Genomic DNA, 15,103 nt, shown 5'->3' on the forward strand with positions numbered 1-15,103 from the left:
CTGAATATCAAGCAGCTGACCCTGGCCATCGCCCTGGTGGGCCTGCCTTCGCTGAGCTTTGCCACCCAGGTGCTCACCACCTTGCCCGTGACCCACAGCCTAGCCGCTGCTCTGCTTGACGGCACCTCGGTGCAGCTCAAGCGCGCGGCTCCAGCCAACCTGCCGGCAAGCCGCCAGCCGTCGTACTTCAGTGGTCGTGGCGGTGCCGGCCTGCAGAAGGCCGCGCAACAGGCCGATGCGGTGATTGGCGTGCGCTCGATCTGGCGGGACGACCCGCTCTACCCAATGGCGCGGCGCAGCAATATCCGCATCGTCGAGATCGATGCCGCACGGCCAGTGGATGGCGCATTGCCGGGCATTGCCGTGACCGGCGATGAGGCCTATGCCGCTTATCCCTGGCTCAGCCCGACGAATCTTGGGCGCATGGCCGATGTGGTGGCCAATGACCTTGAGCGGCTCTCACCGGCTGACAAGGCGAAGATCCAAGGCAACCTCACCGCTCTCAAGCGCCAGTTGCTGGAGCTGACCGCCAGCAGCCAGACACGCCTGGCCGAAGTCGACAACTTGACCGTGGTCAGCTTGTCGGATCGCCTGGGTTATCTGGCCAGCGGGCTGAACCTGGACGTGGCGCAGCAGGCGCTGCCGCCCGAGGACAAGTGGGATGAGGCCACGCTCAAGGCGCTGGGTGAGAACCTCAAGACCCAGGATGTGGCTTTGGTGCTGCACCACCGCCAGCCGGAGGCTGCGGTAGCCGAGGTGATCAAGGCATCCGGGGCCAGGTTGCTGGTGGTCGACAGCGACCCGGAGGATGCCCTGGCGGGGTTGAAGGCCAGTGTCGAGCAAGTGGTGGATGCCTTGGGTCAGGGTTGAGGTTCGCTTCACCGGCCTGTTCGCCGGTACACCCGCCCCCGGGGTCGGCGCCACGGCCAGACTTTGGGGAGCGGGTTTGCCCTACCGCTTCATGCAGCGCTGGTAACGCTCATCCACACGACCTGCGAACCACGCCGTGGTCAACTTGCGGGTAATCTTCGGGCTCTTGAGCTCGATTCCCGGCAATACTGCACGCGGCACCGGCTTGCCGGCCGCCGCATCGGCCAGGGCGAACACGCCGCGGTACAACCGGGTGTCCTCGAAGGCCAGGCTGTCACCCTGCTCCAGTTGGCTGCGAATCTGCGGGTTGCGCAAGCCAAGCTTCGCCCCCAGTTTGCGCGCCGCCTGTTCGGTGGTTCCGGGCATGATCGCCCCTGGCGCCACCAGGTCGCCATCCAGCGCCAACTTCACCCCGGTTGCCCGGCTCAACGCTGCCTGGAAAGCGGCATTGCGGCTGGCGTACCAACCCGCATTGAAATCGGCGAAGCGGTACAACGGCCGCTCGTAGTTCGCTGGGTAGCCCAGCAGGTGGGTGATGCCGAAGTACAAACCGCCACGGCGGGTGAATACCTCCTGCCGGATCGTGCCTTCATAGCGGTAGGGGTAACCCTTGGCGTGCTGCTCGGCAAAGTCGATGCTCACTTGCATCGGCCCACCGGTATGCACCGGGTTCAGCCCGCCCAGCAGAGTCTTGCCCAAGGGCAGGCCGGCAATGAAATCATCGTACAGCGTGCTCAACTGTTTCTCGCTGCGTACCGCCAGCAGCCTCTGCTGATAGGTCTTGCCACTGCCGGAACTGGTATTCAGGGCACCGTCGACCAGCAGCTTGGGGATATGCAGACGCGCCGCGCGCCGGTCGATTTCTGCTCGGGCGATGCGCCCGAGGTTCGGCACCTGTGGGTCGGCATTGAAGGTCGACTCCTGCTCGGTGACGGCCAATACCGCGCACAGGTTGCTTTTGCTTGGGGCAATGCCCTGGGCTTCGAAGGCCACTTGGATATCCTGGGCCCACCCTTGCCGGTCCTTGGCTTGCGCCGGCAGCAGTCGCATCAACTGTGCTCGCACTTTGGTGGGGTCGGTTTCCACTGCTTCTTCGCGGCGCCCGGCGCAACCTTGCAGCAGGGCCAGCGCCACCAGCCCTGCCGCCATCAGCCGCGCGTTCAGGGCTGCTCACCGACCAGGTAGGTCTTGCTGATATGGCGAAACAAGGGATGGCTGGCGCTGCCCATCAGTTCGAACAGCACCATCTCACGGGTCACCACCTGCGCCCCGGCATCACGCATGCGCGCCAGGCCCGCGGCCTTGCTGGCCGGGGTACGGCTGTCGCAGGCATCCTCGACCACGAACACGTGCTTGCCCAGCGACAACAGGCCCAGCACGGTCTGTAGCACGCAGACATGGGTTTCCATACCACAGACGATCACTTGCTCGCGGCGCAGCAGGCTTTCCGGCAGGCACTCGGCAGCCACACAGGAAAAATGCGTTTTCTCCACCACCTGGGCTGCCGGTGCGGCAGTGGTGAGCGCTGCCAGGGTGTGCCCCAGGCCTTTGGGGTACTGCTCGGACATCACGATTGGCAATTGCAGCTCGGCGCTGGCCGCCACCAGCCAGCGCGCACGCGCTCGGGTGCCCTCGGGGTCGCTCATGGCGCCTATGAGCTTTTCCTGGATATCGACGACCAGCAGCGTGGCCTGGCGAGGGTTGATCAGCATTGTCGGCCTCTTGCCTGGGGAAAACCCTAGCCTCCCCCAGGCAAGCGATGACGTCAATCAGGCAGAACGCCGGTACGGCTCCAGCGACGCGGCCACCACACCGAGCACGCGGTGCTCGTGCTCATGGATGAAGAAGTGGCCGCCGGGGAACATTTGCAGCGAAAATTCCCCCGAGGTTTCACGGCGCCAGGCCCTGAGTTGCTCTTGCGTGGCCCGGTCGGCCTCACCGCCGAGGACGTGCAGCGGACATTGCAGCAGCGACCGCTGACGATAGGCATAACGGCCGCACAGCAGGAAATCATGGCGCAGGATGGGCAAGGTCAGGCTCATTAGCTCGGCGTTGGCCAGCACCTCCTGTGGAGTACCGTCGAGCGCACGCAGCTCGTTGATCAGCTCGGCGTCGGTCTTGGGTTCGGACCAGTGCTTGCCATCGTAGTCTTCGCGACGGGTCGGTGCCGCGGTACCGCAGGCGAACAACGCGCGTGGCGCCGGGCAGCCCAGCGCTTGCAGTTCATGGGCCAGCTCGAACGCCAGCAGCGCGCCCAGGCTGTGCCCCAGCAATGCATAGGGCGCGCTGGCGGCCGTGCGCTGCTCGGCCGCCAGTTGCCGGGCCAGCGCCTGCATGTCGGTCTGCAGTGGTTCACTCAGGCGCGCGCCACGGCCCGGCAGCTCCACCGGGCGCAGCTCAAGCCAAGCCGGCAACGTGCGCCGCCAGCGGCTGTAGACCATGGCACTGGCGCCGGAGTAAGGCAGGCACAGCAGCTTCATCCCGCTCACTGCGCCGCGGCTTCAGCCATCTTCTGACGTAGGCTCAGAGGGCGCATGTCGGTCCAGACCTCGTCGATGTAGGCCAGGCAGTCCTTCTTCAGGCCGCTCTTGCCCACGGCGCGCCAGCCGTTGGGGATGGCCTTGTAGTCGGGCCAGATGGAGTATTGCTCTTCGTGGTTGACCACTACCTGGAACTGAATATCGTCGCGGTCGAAAACGGAAGTCATTGCCTGTCTCCTTGAGTGATGAATGCCGATACGCACTTGGCGTGGGGCGGCTCTCAGGTAGACGTTGGAGCCGTTGGGAAAATTAGTCTGGGTGAGGCTGGAGCAGGCTGGCGGGAGTCCGCTGTTGGGCGGCACTCGATCTCGACAGCGCCGTGCGGCTCAAGACGACCCCTCAAGCGTTCCGCAACAGATCATGCGCATCCAGCAACCGGAACGCGACCTGCGGGTTACGCTCCAACCCCCGCCGAATCGCAGCCGGAATCGACTGTCGGGTCTTGCGGCACAACCCCACCTGCTCGTCCAGTTCGATGACGATACCGCGCATGGTGCGCACTTCGTTGAACCCAGGGGCGATGTGCACGCGAATGCCGAGGTTTTCGTACATGCGCTGCTGCAGGCGTTGCAGATCCTCCAGGTCCTTGAGGTTTTCCAGGCGCTCGAGCAGGCGTTTTTCTTCCTGGCGAGTGAGCAGCAGGATTCGCTGGGCGGCCTGGGGGTGATCGGCCAGTTGTTCGCGGCCACACACACAGGCGCCGGGGGGGCACGGTTGGCGTAATGGAGGGGTGTTGGTCATGGGGCAAGCATAGCCAGTTTTTGGTGTCGGCTGCACTGGGGATGTCGCCGGCCAGCCGGCGCCTGCCAGGGGCCACCTCGATCACCAGAGTTTCCCGTCAGGATAAAAAATTTCACAAACCTCTGGACCACCACCCACCTCTTCGCCTATAAATCGCCAAAAGGAAATTTATATTCCTGATAAGAAACACCGCTTCGCCAGCCGCGAGGCCATTTCGCCCTTGTGCCCGACCTGCCCCACCCCACCACGAGGACCTCGACATGCACCCCGCTCCCGACCATTTCATCCTGCGCGTCAGCTGTCCGGCCGTGTCCGGCATCGTCGCGGCGGTGACCACCTACCTGGCCGAGCACGGTTGCTACATCAGCGAGATGGCGCAGTTCGACGACGAAGACAATGGCCGCTTCTTCATGCGCGCCGTGTTCCGTTACAACACCGGTATCACTGGTGACACGCCGCAGCTGGAAGCGGGCTTCGCCGACGTGGCGCAGCGCTTCGCCATGGACTGGAGCCTGCACAGCAGCGCCCGCCCGATGCGCGTGCTGCTGATGGTGAGCAAGTTCGACCATTGCCTGAGCGACCTGCTCTACCGCCACGCCAAAGGTGAACTGGAGATGCAGATCACCGCCGTGGTTTCCAACCACCTGGACCTGCGGCCCATGGCCGAGCGCCAGGGCATCCGCTTCGTCTACCTGCCGGTAACCAAGGAAACCAAGGCCGAGCAGGAAGCGGCGCTGATGCGCATCGTCGAGGACACCGATACTGAACTGGTGGTGCTGGCGCGCTACATGCAAATCCTCTCCGACGACCTGTGCCGTCAACTCTCGGGCCGGGCCATCAACATCCACCACTCGTTCCTGCCGGGTTTCAAGGGCGCCAAGCCCTATCACCAGGCCTACCAACGCGGGGTCAAGCTGATCGGCGCCACTGCCCATTACGTCACCAGCGACCTGGACGAAGGCCCGATCATCGAGCAGGAAGTGCAACGTGTGGACCACGCCTACGCGCCTGACGATCTGGTCGCCATCGGCCGCGATACCGAAACCATCGCCCTGTCCCGCGCGGTGAAGTACCACCTCGAACACCGCGTGTTCCTCAACCACGACCGCACGGTGATCTTCAAATGAATGCCATCCCCAGCGTCAAGCTGATCGACGGCAAGGCCACGGCGGCGCGGGTGCTGGCCGAGGTGCGCGAGCAGGTCGACACCCTGCGCCAGGGCGGCGTGCAACCGGGCCTGGCAGTGGTGCTGGTGGGCATGGACGCGGCTAGCCAGGTGTATGTGCGCAACAAGGTGCTGCGCGCCGAGGAGGTGGGTATTCGCTCGCTGGAGCACCGTCTGCCAGGCGACACCACCGAGCACGAGCTACTGACCCTGATCGACCGGCTCAATCGCGATACGGCGATAAATGGCATTCTCGTGCAGTTGCCCTTGCCCGCGCATATCGACGAACACCGCGTCTTGCAGGCCATCAGTCCGCTTAAGGACGTGGACGGTTTTCACAGTGAAAACGTCGGCGGCCTGGCCCAGGGTCGCGATGTACTCACCCCTTGCACGCCCAGTGGCTGCATGCGCCTACTGCGTGATGCCTGTGGCCCATTGCGGGGCAAGCACGCGGTGGTGGTCGGCCGCTCCAACATTGTCGGCAAGCCCATGGCCGCCCTGTTGTTGCAGGCCGACTGCACGGTGACCGTGGTGCATTCGCGCAGCCGTGACTTACCGGCACTGTGCCGCGAAGCGGACATCCTGGTCGCCGCGGTCGGCAAGCCTCGGCTGATCGGCGCCGACTGGCTCAAGCCGGGGGCAGTGGTCATCGATGTGGGTATCAACCGCATCGAAGAGAACGGCCGCAGCCGCTTGGTGGGCGATGTCGACTTCGACGCGGCCCTGCCCCAGGCCGCCGCCATCACCCCGGTTCCCGGAGGCGTCGGGCCCATGACCATCGCCTACCTGATGAAAAATACCCTGCTCGCCCTCGACCTGCAGCAACAGGCCGCCCAACAGGAGCGCACCCCATGCCCTTCGCCCTGCTGAAATACGGCCTGAGCGCCGACTACCCGGTGGAGGTCGACCTGCCGCCACCTTGCGAACTCAAGCCACGTTACGACGTGGTGATCATCGGCGGCGGCGGTCACGGCCTGGCCATTGCCTACTACCTGGCCAGATACCATGGCGTGACCAATGTCGCAGTGCTGGAGAAAGCCTATCTGGGCGGTGGCAATACCGCGCGCAACACCGCGGTGATCCGCTCCAATTACCTCACCAGCGAAGGCGTGCGCTTCTACGCCGAATCGGTGCGGATGTTCCAGCACCTGTCGAACGAATTCGACTTCAACATCATGTATTCCGAGCGTGGCCAGCTCACCCTGGCGCACACCGATGCCACCGTGCGCGCCTTCCGCCAACGGGCCGAAGTCAACAAGCACTTCGGCGGGCGTACCGAAATGATCGACCGCCAGCAGATCCGCGAACTGGTACCGACCCTGAATCTCGACCCCGGCCACTTGCCGGTGCTGGCCGGGCTCTGGCACATCGACGGCGCCACCGCGCGCCATGACGCGGTGGCCTGGGGTTACGCCAAGCAAGCGGCCAAACGCGGCGTGGAAATCCATCAGTTGACCGAAGTGCAGGACCTGGTGATTCGCAATGGCCGGATCGAAGCGGTCAAGACCAACCGTGGCACCGTCCAGTGCGGCTGCGTGGTGCAGGCGGTGGCTGGCGCCAGCTCGCTGTTGATGGCAAAGGCGGGCATTCGCGCGCCGATCCACACCTACCCGCTGCAGGCGATGGTTACCCAGCCGTTCAAACCGTTCCTCGATCCGCTGGTCAGCTCGTCCGCCCTGCACTGCTATGTGCAACAGACCAGCCGTGGCGAGATCGTCTTCGGTGGCGGCTCCGATCCCTACCCGCTGTACAACACCCGCTCGACCCTGGACCTCAAGGAAAGCCTGCTGGCCCACGCCATCGAAATGTTCCCGTTCATGGCCAACGCCAAGCTGATGCGCCAATGGGCCGGTATGACCGACATGACCCCGGATTACAGTCCGATCATGGGCCTGTCGCCGGTCGAGAACTACTACCTGGATGCTGGCTGGGGCACCTGGGGCTTCAAGTCCACGCCCATCTGCGGCAAGACCATGGCCGAACTGGTCGCCAGCGGCGGCAAGGTGCCCGAACTGATCGCCCCTTTCGCCCTGGAGCGCTTCAGCCGCTTCCAGCAAGTCAACGAAATGGGCGCCACGGCGGCCAGCCACTAGAGGAACGCACGATGAAGATCCTGACCTGCCCCTTGAACGGCCCGCGCAACATCAGCGAATTCACCTACGGCGGCGAGTTCAAGCAGATGCCCGACCCAAGTCGCTGCAGCGACGCGGAGTGGGCCGACTACGTGTTCAACAGCGACAACCTTGCCGGGGTGGTCGTCGAATGGTGGCTGCACAACGCCTCCAGCTACTGGTTCCTGGCCGAACGTCACACCGTGAGCGACCAGGTACTGCGCACCTTCGATCCAAAGGACGTATTCGTCCGCCGCATCGACTTTGCCCCCACCGCCACGCCGGAGACCGCAGGATGAACAGCCTCACTCGCCTCCCCGCGCCCATGGGCCTGCTGATCGACCGCGACCGGCCCCTGCGCTTTACCTTCGACGGCCAGAGCTACCCTGGCTTTGCCGGCGACAGCATCGCCAGCGCCTTGCTCGGCAACGGTCGCTGGCTGCTGTCGCGCTCGTTCAAGTACCACCGCCCACGCGGCCCCTTGAGCCTGGCCGGGCAGGACGCCAATACCCTGGTGCAATTGCCCGACGAACCCAATGTGCTGGCCGACATGCAGGCCGCACAGGATGGCCAGGTGGTCGAAGGCCAGAACTTCAACGGCAGCCTGGACAACGACCGCGATGCCTACCTGGGCACATTCTCGCGCTTCATGCCGGTGGGCTTCTACTACCGTGCGTTCTACAAACCCAAGGGTATGTGGAAGGTCTGGGAGCCTCTGATCCGCAAGAAGGCCGGACTCGGCGTGCTCGACCTGAGCTTCAGGCCGCAGTACTACGACAAAGCGTATCTATTCGTTGACATCGCCATCATCGGGGGCGGTCCAGCCGGCTTGCGCGCGGCCCTGGATGCCGCCAACGGCGGGGCCAAGGTGCTGTTGATCGAGCAGCAGCCGGTGCTGGGTGGTTCGCTCACCTATGCCCGTTTCGACATCGCCGGCACCCGTGCCACCAGGCTGCGCCAGGAACTGCTGGCGGCGGTCGAAGGCCACCCGAACATCCAGGTATTGCTGGAGGCCACCTGCAACGGTTGGTTCACCGACAACTACCTGCCGGTGATCCAACACAAACGCATGTACAAGGTACGCGCTACTCGCTGCCTGGTGGCGGCCGGCTCGTTCGACCAGCCGGTTGTGTTTCGCAACAATGACCTGCCCGGTGTGATGCTGACCAGCGCGGCCCAGCGACTGATGAAGCTGTATGCGGTCAAGCCGGGCCAGCGTGCGGTGATCCTCACCGGGCATGACGATGGCTACCTGGCCGCGCTCGACCTGCAAGAGCAAGGCGTGGCCGTGGCGGCGGTGGTAGACATGCGCGCCGCTCCCGCCGATGCCACGCTGGCGGCCGAGCTCAAGCGCCGCGACATTGCCCTGCACCTTGGCAGTACCGTCTACGAGGCCCTGCACGAAGCCGGCATGCGCCATGTCAGCGGCGTGGACATTCGCCCCATCACCGGTCAAGGGAAGGTGAGCGAGCATGGCCTGCGCCTGGCGTGCGACCTGCTGTGCATGTCGGCAGGCTACATGCCGGTGTACCCGTTGCTATGCCAGGCCGGCGGCAAGCTGGCCTACGACGTAGGTCGCGACGAGTTCGCCATCAGCGGCCTGCCCGCTGGGCTTGATCTCGCAGGCTCGGTGAACGGCCGCCACCAACTGGACAACGTGCTAACCGACGCCTCGCGCGGCGCCGCCGAAGCACTGACCGCACTGGACCTGCCGCCCCCGGTGCTGCCGGCCTTCGTCGCCGAAGCCAAGGTCAACTTCCCCTGGCCGATCTTCCCGCACCCCAAAGGCAAGGATTTCGTCGATTTCGACGAAGACCTGCAAGTGCGTGACATCGTCAACGCCACCCGCAGCGGCTACCGTGATGTACAGCTGGTCAAGCGCTTCTCAACGGTGGGCATGGGCCCGTCCCAAGGCCGCCACTCGGCACTGCCCACCGCTCGCCTGGTGGCCCAGGCTACTGGGCGCAGCATCAGCGAAACCGGTGTGACCACCGCTCGCCCACCATTCCAGGCCGAGAAACTGGCGCACGTCGCGGGCCGTGCGTTCGACCCCTATCGCCAGACACCCATGCACCGCCGTCACCTGGAAGCCGGGGCGAAGATGATGCCTGCTGGCATCTGGCAGCGCCCCGCTTACTACGGCACGCCGGACCAGCGGGAGCGCTGCATGCAAGAAGAAGCCCGCCACGTGCGCGAGCAGGTCGGCCTGATCGACGTTTCCACCCTTGGCGGCCTGGATGTGCGCGGCCCGGATGCCGCCGAACTGCTCGAACGGCTCTACACCTTTGGCTTCGCCAAGCTTCCGGTCGGGCGCACCCGATATGCTCTGATGACCAACGAGCACGGCGTGGTGATCGACGATGGCGTCTGCGCACGCCTGGCCGACCAGCACTTCTACGTCACCGCCACCACCAGCGGCGTGGACCGCATCTACCAACAGATGCTCAAGTGGAACGCGCAATGGCGCCTGGACGTGGACATCACCAACGTCACCGCCGCGCTGGCTGCGGTGAACCTGGCCGGGCCACTGTCGCGACAGGTGCTGGCCAAGGTGTGCAACGATGTCGAACTGTCGGCCGAGGCCTTTGCTTACCTGGGCGTACGCGTGGGCACGGTGGCCGGCATCCCGGCGCGTATCCTGCGGGTCGGCTTCGTCGGCGAGCTGGGCTATGAAGTGCACGTGCCTGCGCGCCATGCTGAACGCCTGTGGGATGCGCTGATGCAGGCCGGTGCGGGGCTTGGCATCCGCCCGTTCGGTGTCGAGACCCAACGCCTGCTGCGCCTTGAGAAGGGCCATGTGATCATCAGCCAGGACACCGACGGCATGACCCACCCGGCCGAGATCGACATGCAGTGGGCGATCGGCCGCAAGAAGCCGTTCTTCGTTGGCAAACGCTCGATCGAGATCCTCGAAGGGCAGCCGCTCAAGCGCAAACTGGTCGGTTTCACCCTACCCAAAGGCAGCCCACAACCGCTGGAGGGGCATCTGGTGCTGGACGGCCAGGACATCAGCGGCAACGTCACCTCCTGCGAGTACTCCCAGACCCTGGGACAGATCATCGGCCTGGCCTACGCCGGGGCGCACCAGGCCACCCCCGGTATGCACATCCCGATCCGCGTGGAGGGCGGCGTGATGGTCAACGCCCTGGTGGTGCAACTGCCCTTCTTCGACCCCGACAACCAGCGCCAGGAGCTCTGATTCATGTCCAGCCTCAATGCCGAAGCTTTGATCGAACGCAGTCCGCAGGCCGGGCTGCTCAATACCTGTGCGCTGACCAACCTGACTGACCTGCCGCGCGTGGGCTTTCGCGGCAGCGACAGCGCAGCCTACCTGCAGGCGCGGGGCTATCGCCTCCCCGAGCGGCCCAACCAGGCGCTGCGCCAGGATGACGGAGGGTGGGTAGCTCGGTTGTCACAAAGCGAATACCTGCTGCTCGGCAGCCTTGCCGACGAAGGCGAGCGGGTCGCCGCCGAGGAGGCCAACTGGGCACAGGACGCCCGACGCAATTACCTGCTGCCGCGTCAAGACAGCCATGCCTGGCTGCAACTGTCAGGGCACCGAGGGAGCGCGGTGATGGCCAAGCTGTGTGGCGTCGACCTGAGACCGGAGGCGTTTCCCGTCGGGGCGGTGGCCCAGACATCGGCGGCGCGGATCAATGTGATCGTGATCAATGTTGGGAGCGCGACGTTGCCGGCTATGCACATCCTGTTCGACCGGGCATCGCTGGCTTACTTTAGCGGTGCCATGCTCGATGCAATGGATGAATTCGACGGCGCGATGGTGGCGCTGGGCGCGTTGCTGGATTGACCTCCCGGCAGCCCTCCCTGTGGGAGCGGGTTTACCCGCGAATTCGGCAGTGAAACCACTGCCCTTTTCACGGGTAAACCGCTCCTATCGGAATGGGCCGTGCCAGGTGATTTGGATGCAGCGCCAGATCCTGAGGCACTCCAACTGCGTCCCCGATTACAGTGATGCAGGTCGTGCGCCGTCCAGCCCCATCTGCCAGAAGTCGGCTTCCAGCCTAGAAGCTTGGGCGAAGATCGCCGCCAGCTCCGTGAAGCGTTGTTCAGTCATGCTGCGGGCAGCCAGTTCGTCCAGGTGCCTGCGCGCGCCCTGGGCAACCCCTTGGTAAGCCTCGCCGGCATACTCACCAATCCATTCGCGGTATGGGTGGCTGGCCATGTCGCCGATAGCGCCTGCCAACCGACTACCAATTTCAGCGTAACCGATCACGCAAGGCGCCAGCGCGACGTGCAGGTCGAGCAAATCGCCGGCCGCGCCGCAGTCCAGGACGAAACGGGTGTAGGCCACGGTCGCCTGGAGCTCCGGCGCCGCTTCGATATCAGCCTGACTAAGGCCCCAGCGCGCGCACAAGCGCACATGCAGGTCGGTTTCGTCGAGAATCGCCGCCAGCCCGGCCTGGGCGGCGCGGATGTCGGAAGGGCGACGGCTTTTATAAGCAGCCAGCGCCCAGGCGCGGGCGAACTGGATAAGGAACAGATAGTCCTGTACCAGATAGGTGCGGAAGGCCCCCTCCGACAACGTGCCGTCACCCATCTGGCGCACGAAGCTGTGATCAACGTAGCTGTTCCATTCCGGCAGTGCAGCGGCCTTGAGGCGGTCGAAGATATCCAGGCTCATTGTTGCTCCTCGTACACGGCCTCGAAGAAGGCCAGTTCCAACGCGACGGTGCGCAGGTAGAAATCGGCAGCCCGCTCAGCGTCCTGCGGGCCGACCCGGTCCAATTCGGTTTGCAGGAAGGCAACAAATTCACTGAACGCCGGGTTGTCGTGCAGGGTGATCCACTCGGCATGGACGAAATTCGCTGGAAGCGGCTTGGGTGCCTTGGTCGCCCAGTCCAGGTACAGGCCTTCGGCGACATTGAGCACTGCCAGCGCTGCGGCGTAAGAACGGGTGGCGGCGGCTTCGCGCATGATCGCCTTGAAGCCCGCGGTGGGCACGGTGTCGGCCGGTGCCTGGCGCTGCTCGGCGCTAACGTCCAGGGCCTCGAAAGCGCGCAGGAAATAGGTATTTTCGTCGCTGCTGATCATGCCGGCGAAACGCCCGAAACGCAGGCGGGCTTCGAAGGTGTCCGCCGTGGCGATGGCCGCGCCGAGCAAGGTCAGGAAGCTGTCGAGGAAGCGGTGGTCCTGTACCAGGTAGCGGACCATCACCACGTCCGGCAGGCTGCCGTCGCACAGTTGGGTGACGAAGCGGTGTCCAACGGCGGCGGACCAGGTCGGCTCGCTCTGACGGCGCAGGGTGGCGGTGAAGCGTTCGGTCATGGTGCTGTCCTTTCTAGGCTGACAGCGAGACCGGTGCAGTGATACATGGAACGACCTCGCAGTGAGGCCGGCAAAAAGGCAGGTCTGCAGTCCCATCCCTTCGCCGGCATGATCCGGATCAGGTTCGAAGGGTCACCGCGCCAGCGGTTTCTCAGCCCGTTGCCGGGCTCCCCTTGGTGGCGTCATGTATACAGCAGTGGTTGCGCCCGCATCAACTGAAATAGCGTGTGTCCAGATGTTCGACCAGAAAGTCGATGAACACCCTCACCCGCTGCGGCAACTGCCGGCCCGGCCCAATGAACACGGCGTGCAGCACGTCCTGCTGGTCGTCGCTTTCAAAACCGTCCAGCAATGGCACCAACCGTCCCGCGTCGATATCGGCGCCCACATGGAAATTGGCCAGACGAGCTACCCCCGCCCCGCCCAGGCACAGCTGGCGCATGCTCTCGCCGTCATGCACCAGCAGGTTGCCCTCGGGCTCGACCTCCACCCGCTCACCGTGCTCGTCACGGTAGACCCACGCCTGGGCGTGGCGATGAAAGCCAAAACCGAGCCGGTTGTGGCGGGCCAGCTCTGCTGGCGTGCGCGGCCAGCCATGGCGCGCCAGGTAGCCCGGCGAGGCGACGGTGCGCAAGCGGCTGCGGCCCAGGTGGCGCTGCACCAGGCGCGACGCCTTCAACGGGCCCGAGCGGATGGCGATATCGGCGCGGCGCTCCAACAGATCGACCACCATGTCGGTCAGCTCAAGATTCAGGGTGATCTGTGGGTAGGTCTCAAGAAATCGGGGAATCAACGGCGTCAGGCAATGCAAGCCGAATGGCAGGTTGCTGTTGATATGGATGACGCCGCTTGGGCAGGCCGCATTGGCCACGTCACGTTCGGCGTTGTCGATCTGCTCGAGGATGCGCAGGCTTTCGACGTGAAAACGCTCACCTTCGGCCGTCAGTTCCAGGCGTCGAGTGGTCCTATGTAGCAGGCGTGCACCGAGACGTTGTTCGAGGCGGGCAATCAATTTGCTGACCGCCGAGGGCGTCATGTCCAGGCGACGTGCCGCTTCCGAGAACGTGCTGGCGGCCACCACCTCGGCGAACACCTCCATTTCGCCGGAGCGGTTGATGTCCTTGATTCGGCTTTGCATGACTTCGATTCACAGCTGGCTTGAATTGTACGAGTCTACATCACAGGCCTGTGAGCTCGTATCGTCTGCCTCATCGTTGTCGTGCCGCCTTTTCCTTGGCCTTTCGCCGCGCAAGCTAGGCGAAGCAAGCTTTCTGTGACGTGGATTCACCACAGTTTGGCCTGGCGGCGGCTGTTTCAGCCTGCGCCGATCCGCTAGCCTCCAGGCAGATTTGTGCTCAAGGAGACCTTCATGTCCAACGATTACAACGCCTGGGCCTGGACCCCAGGCGCCGGTCTTGACGGCTTGCAACTGGTTCGCAAGCCCCTGCCTAACCCTGGCCCCGGCCAAGTGTTGGTCGCCAACCGCGCCATTGCCCTCAACCCGGTGGATTGGAAGATCTGCCAATGGGGCCATCCGGACTGGCACCAAGGGACCGTGCCTGGGGTGGATGGTGTCGGTGTGGTGGAGGCGCTGGGCGATGGTGTGGATTTGCCACTGGGTACGCGCGTCGCTTACCACCAGACGCTGTCTCGCGATGGCAGTTTCGCCGAGTACTGCCTGGTGGATGCCAATCTGCTGATGTACCTGCCGACCAACCTTGACGACAGCGCTGCCGCCGCTGTGCCCTGCCCCGCGCTCACTGCCTGGCAGGCCTTGGCCAAGGTGCCCGCTGGCGCAAACTGCGATGTGCTGGTGATCGGGGCTGGTGGAGCGGTGGGCTGGTATGTCGCGCAATTGGCGGTGCAGCGTGGGTTGAGGGTCTGGGCCACTGCCGGCCAGCATCATCACGCGGCGCTCAAGGCCCTGGGCGTGATCGAAGCCTACGACTACCAAGCGAGCGATTGGCAGGCCCGCTTGCAGGCCGCCCTTGGCGAGCGCCCGCTGCACGCGCTGTTCGATACGGTCAGTGGCGCCCATGCCGCCAGCCTTGCCCACCTGCTTGGCTACAACGGCCATCTGGTATGCATTCAGGACCGCCAGGAAAACGCGCCCCTGCCCGCATTCAGCACCGCGATCTCGTTGCACGAAGTGGCACTGAACAGTATTCATGCCCATGGCCGCTTGCTCGACCGCCAAGCGCTGCGGGTGGCGGGAGAACAACTCTTGCAGGCCGTCGCCGAGGGTCGGTTGCTGTCACCACAACGGCGCAGTTTCGACTTCCAGACACTGCCTCAGGCGTTACGCCAGTTGAAGGATGGCCGTCTGGGTGGCAAGTGGGTCGCTCGGCTGGTCCAGTGACCTCAAGGGAGGTGCATTTCACCCTGTGGGC

Annotated in this window: 16 protein-coding genes and 1 riboswitch; of the genes, 8 read left to right on the plus strand and 8 right to left on the minus strand. The window is 64.6% G+C overall.

Annotated elements, in window-relative coordinates; all coding sequences use genetic code 11:
- The gene (locus P3R38_RS15580) at nucleotides 1-870 is read left to right on the plus strand and encodes a zinc ABC transporter substrate-binding protein (protein ID WP_027908140.1); all 870 of its coding nucleotides are present in this window, start codon (nucleotides 1-3) and stop codon (nucleotides 868-870) included.
- Between the two features lie 81 nt (nucleotides 871-951).
- Here P3R38_RS15580 and P3R38_RS15585 read toward each other — a convergent pair whose 3' ends face one another.
- The 5 genes from P3R38_RS15585 to P3R38_RS15605 all read right to left on the minus strand — a co-directional run bounded on the left by P3R38_RS15585 (nucleotide 952) and on the right by P3R38_RS15605 (nucleotide 4,151).
- A complete protein-coding gene (locus P3R38_RS15585; RefSeq protein ID WP_041925514.1) occupies nucleotides 952-2,019 on the minus strand; it encodes a DUF1615 domain-containing protein in 1,068 nt (355 codons plus the stop codon).
- 11 nt (nucleotides 2,020-2,030) lie between these two features.
- A complete protein-coding gene (locus P3R38_RS15590; RefSeq protein WP_023381168.1) occupies nucleotides 2,031-2,582 on the minus strand; it encodes a hydrolase in 552 nt (183 codons plus the stop codon).
- Between the two features lie 57 nt (nucleotides 2,583-2,639).
- Entirely contained in the window at nucleotides 2,640-3,359 is a 720-nt protein-coding gene (locus tag P3R38_RS15595; RefSeq protein WP_277686394.1) for an alpha/beta fold hydrolase, read from the minus strand.
- The gene (locus P3R38_RS15600) at nucleotides 3,356-3,577 is read right to left on the minus strand and encodes an MbtH family protein (protein WP_003256222.1); all 222 of its coding nucleotides are present in this window, start codon (nucleotides 3,575-3,577) and stop codon (nucleotides 3,356-3,358) included. The genes P3R38_RS15595 and P3R38_RS15600 overlap by 4 nt, the downstream gene beginning before the upstream one ends.
- Before the next feature lie 172 nt (nucleotides 3,578-3,749).
- Nucleotides 3,750-4,151, minus strand: coding sequence for a hypothetical protein (locus P3R38_RS15605; protein WP_023381170.1), 402 nt, complete (start codon nucleotides 4,149-4,151; stop codon nucleotides 3,750-3,752).
- Between the two features lie 260 nt (nucleotides 4,152-4,411).
- Here P3R38_RS15605 and purU point away from each other — a divergent pair, with 260 nt between their 5' ends.
- From purU to P3R38_RS15635, 6 genes are read left to right on the plus strand one after another with little or no spacing between them, the layout of a single operon-like run.
- Nucleotides 4,412-5,278 (plus strand): formyltetrahydrofolate deformylase, encoded by an 867-nt coding sequence (gene purU / locus P3R38_RS15610; protein ID WP_027908144.1) that lies wholly within the window; start codon nucleotides 4,412-4,414, stop codon nucleotides 5,276-5,278.
- Nucleotides 5,275-6,186, plus strand: a complete 912-nt coding sequence (folD, locus tag P3R38_RS15615) for a bifunctional methylenetetrahydrofolate dehydrogenase/methenyltetrahydrofolate cyclohydrolase FolD (protein ID WP_023381172.1) — start codon at nucleotides 5,275-5,277, stop codon at nucleotides 6,184-6,186. The genes purU and folD overlap by 4 nt, the downstream gene beginning before the upstream one ends.
- Nucleotides 6,168-7,409 carry an FAD-dependent oxidoreductase gene (locus P3R38_RS15620; protein ID WP_023381173.1) on the plus strand — a complete coding sequence of 414 codons (1,242 nt, stop codon included), beginning with the start codon at nucleotides 6,168-6,170 and terminating at the stop codon, nucleotides 7,407-7,409. The genes folD and P3R38_RS15620 overlap by 19 nt, the downstream gene beginning before the upstream one ends.
- A gap of 11 nt (nucleotides 7,410-7,420) precedes the next feature.
- The gene (locus tag P3R38_RS15625; RefSeq protein WP_023381174.1) at nucleotides 7,421-7,726 is read left to right on the plus strand and encodes a sarcosine oxidase subunit delta; all 306 of its coding nucleotides are present in this window, start codon (nucleotides 7,421-7,423) and stop codon (nucleotides 7,724-7,726) included.
- On the plus strand, nucleotides 7,723-10,626 hold the full coding sequence (locus tag P3R38_RS15630; RefSeq protein WP_027908145.1) for a 2Fe-2S iron-sulfur cluster-binding protein: 2,904 nt from the start codon (nucleotides 7,723-7,725) through the stop codon (nucleotides 10,624-10,626). The genes P3R38_RS15625 and P3R38_RS15630 overlap by 4 nt, the downstream gene beginning before the upstream one ends.
- A 3-nt stretch (nucleotides 10,627-10,629) precedes the next feature.
- Nucleotides 10,630-11,235, plus strand: coding sequence for a sarcosine oxidase (locus tag P3R38_RS15635; RefSeq protein ID WP_104881512.1), 606 nt, complete (start codon nucleotides 10,630-10,632; stop codon nucleotides 11,233-11,235).
- 156 nt (nucleotides 11,236-11,391) lie between these two features.
- Here the strand turns inward: P3R38_RS15635 and tenA are convergent, their stop codons facing one another.
- From tenA to P3R38_RS15650, 3 genes are all read right to left on the minus strand, one after another.
- Nucleotides 11,392-12,069, minus strand: coding sequence for a thiaminase II (tenA, locus tag P3R38_RS15640; RefSeq protein ID WP_023381177.1), 678 nt, complete (start codon nucleotides 12,067-12,069; stop codon nucleotides 11,392-11,394).
- Nucleotides 12,066-12,713, minus strand: a complete 648-nt coding sequence (locus P3R38_RS15645) for a TenA family protein (RefSeq protein WP_104883496.1) — start codon at nucleotides 12,711-12,713, stop codon at nucleotides 12,066-12,068. Before P3R38_RS15645 ends, tenA begins: the two co-directional genes overlap by 4 nt.
- Nucleotides 12,714-12,791: 78 nt before the next feature.
- Nucleotides 12,792-12,897: riboswitch (TPP riboswitch) on the minus strand.
- A 27-nt stretch (nucleotides 12,898-12,924) separates the two neighbouring features.
- Complete coding sequence (locus P3R38_RS15650) at nucleotides 12,925-13,851, minus strand: LysR family transcriptional regulator (RefSeq protein WP_177429841.1); 927 nt, start codon at nucleotides 13,849-13,851, stop codon at nucleotides 12,925-12,927.
- 231 nt (nucleotides 13,852-14,082) lie between these two features.
- Between P3R38_RS15650 and P3R38_RS15655 the strand changes: the two genes are divergently transcribed.
- Nucleotides 14,083-15,072, plus strand: a complete 990-nt coding sequence (locus tag P3R38_RS15655; protein WP_104881511.1) for a zinc-binding dehydrogenase — start codon at nucleotides 14,083-14,085, stop codon at nucleotides 15,070-15,072.
- Nucleotides 15,073-15,103 lie beyond the last annotated feature (31 nt).

The organism is Pseudomonas sp. NyZ480 (assembly GCF_029537255.1).
Lineage (GTDB): Bacteria > Pseudomonadota > Gammaproteobacteria > Pseudomonadales > Pseudomonadaceae > Aquipseudomonas > Aquipseudomonas taiwanensis.

Bases quoted from the DNA above. Each gene is read 5' to 3' on its own strand.
- P3R38_RS15585 (WP_041925514.1), bottom strand. From the start codon at position 2,019: ATGGCGGCAGGGCTGGTGGCGCTGGCCCTGCTGCAAGGTTGCGCCGGG.
- P3R38_RS15590 (WP_023381168.1), bottom strand. From the start codon at position 2,582: ATGCTGATCAACCCTCGCCAGGCCACGCTGCTGGTCGTCGATATCCAG.
- P3R38_RS15600 (WP_003256222.1), bottom strand. From the start codon at position 3,577: ATGACTTCCGTTTTCGACCGCGACGATATTCAGTTCCAGGTAGTGGTC.
- P3R38_RS15605 (WP_023381170.1), bottom strand. From the start codon at position 4,151: ATGACCAACACCCCTCCATTACGCCAACCGTGCCCCCCCGGCGCCTGT.
- purU (WP_027908144.1), top strand. From the start codon at position 4,412: ATGCACCCCGCTCCCGACCATTTCATCCTGCGCGTCAGCTGTCCGGCC.
- folD (WP_023381172.1), top strand. From the start codon at position 5,275: ATGAATGCCATCCCCAGCGTCAAGCTGATCGACGGCAAGGCCACGGCG.
- P3R38_RS15620 (WP_023381173.1), top strand. From the start codon at position 6,168: ATGCCCTTCGCCCTGCTGAAATACGGCCTGAGCGCCGACTACCCGGTG.
- P3R38_RS15625 (WP_023381174.1), top strand. From the start codon at position 7,421: ATGAAGATCCTGACCTGCCCCTTGAACGGCCCGCGCAACATCAGCGAA.
- P3R38_RS15630 (WP_027908145.1), top strand. From the start codon at position 7,723: ATGAACAGCCTCACTCGCCTCCCCGCGCCCATGGGCCTGCTGATCGAC.
- P3R38_RS15635 (WP_104881512.1), top strand. From the start codon at position 10,630: ATGTCCAGCCTCAATGCCGAAGCTTTGATCGAACGCAGTCCGCAGGCC.
- tenA (WP_023381177.1), bottom strand. From the start codon at position 12,069: ATGAGCCTGGATATCTTCGACCGCCTCAAGGCCGCTGCACTGCCGGAA.
- P3R38_RS15645 (WP_104883496.1), bottom strand. From the start codon at position 12,713: ATGACCGAACGCTTCACCGCCACCCTGCGCCGTCAGAGCGAGCCGACC.
- P3R38_RS15650 (WP_177429841.1), bottom strand. From the start codon at position 13,851: ATGCAAAGCCGAATCAAGGACATCAACCGCTCCGGCGAAATGGAGGTG.
- P3R38_RS15655 (WP_104881511.1), top strand. From the start codon at position 14,083: ATGTCCAACGATTACAACGCCTGGGCCTGGACCCCAGGCGCCGGTCTT.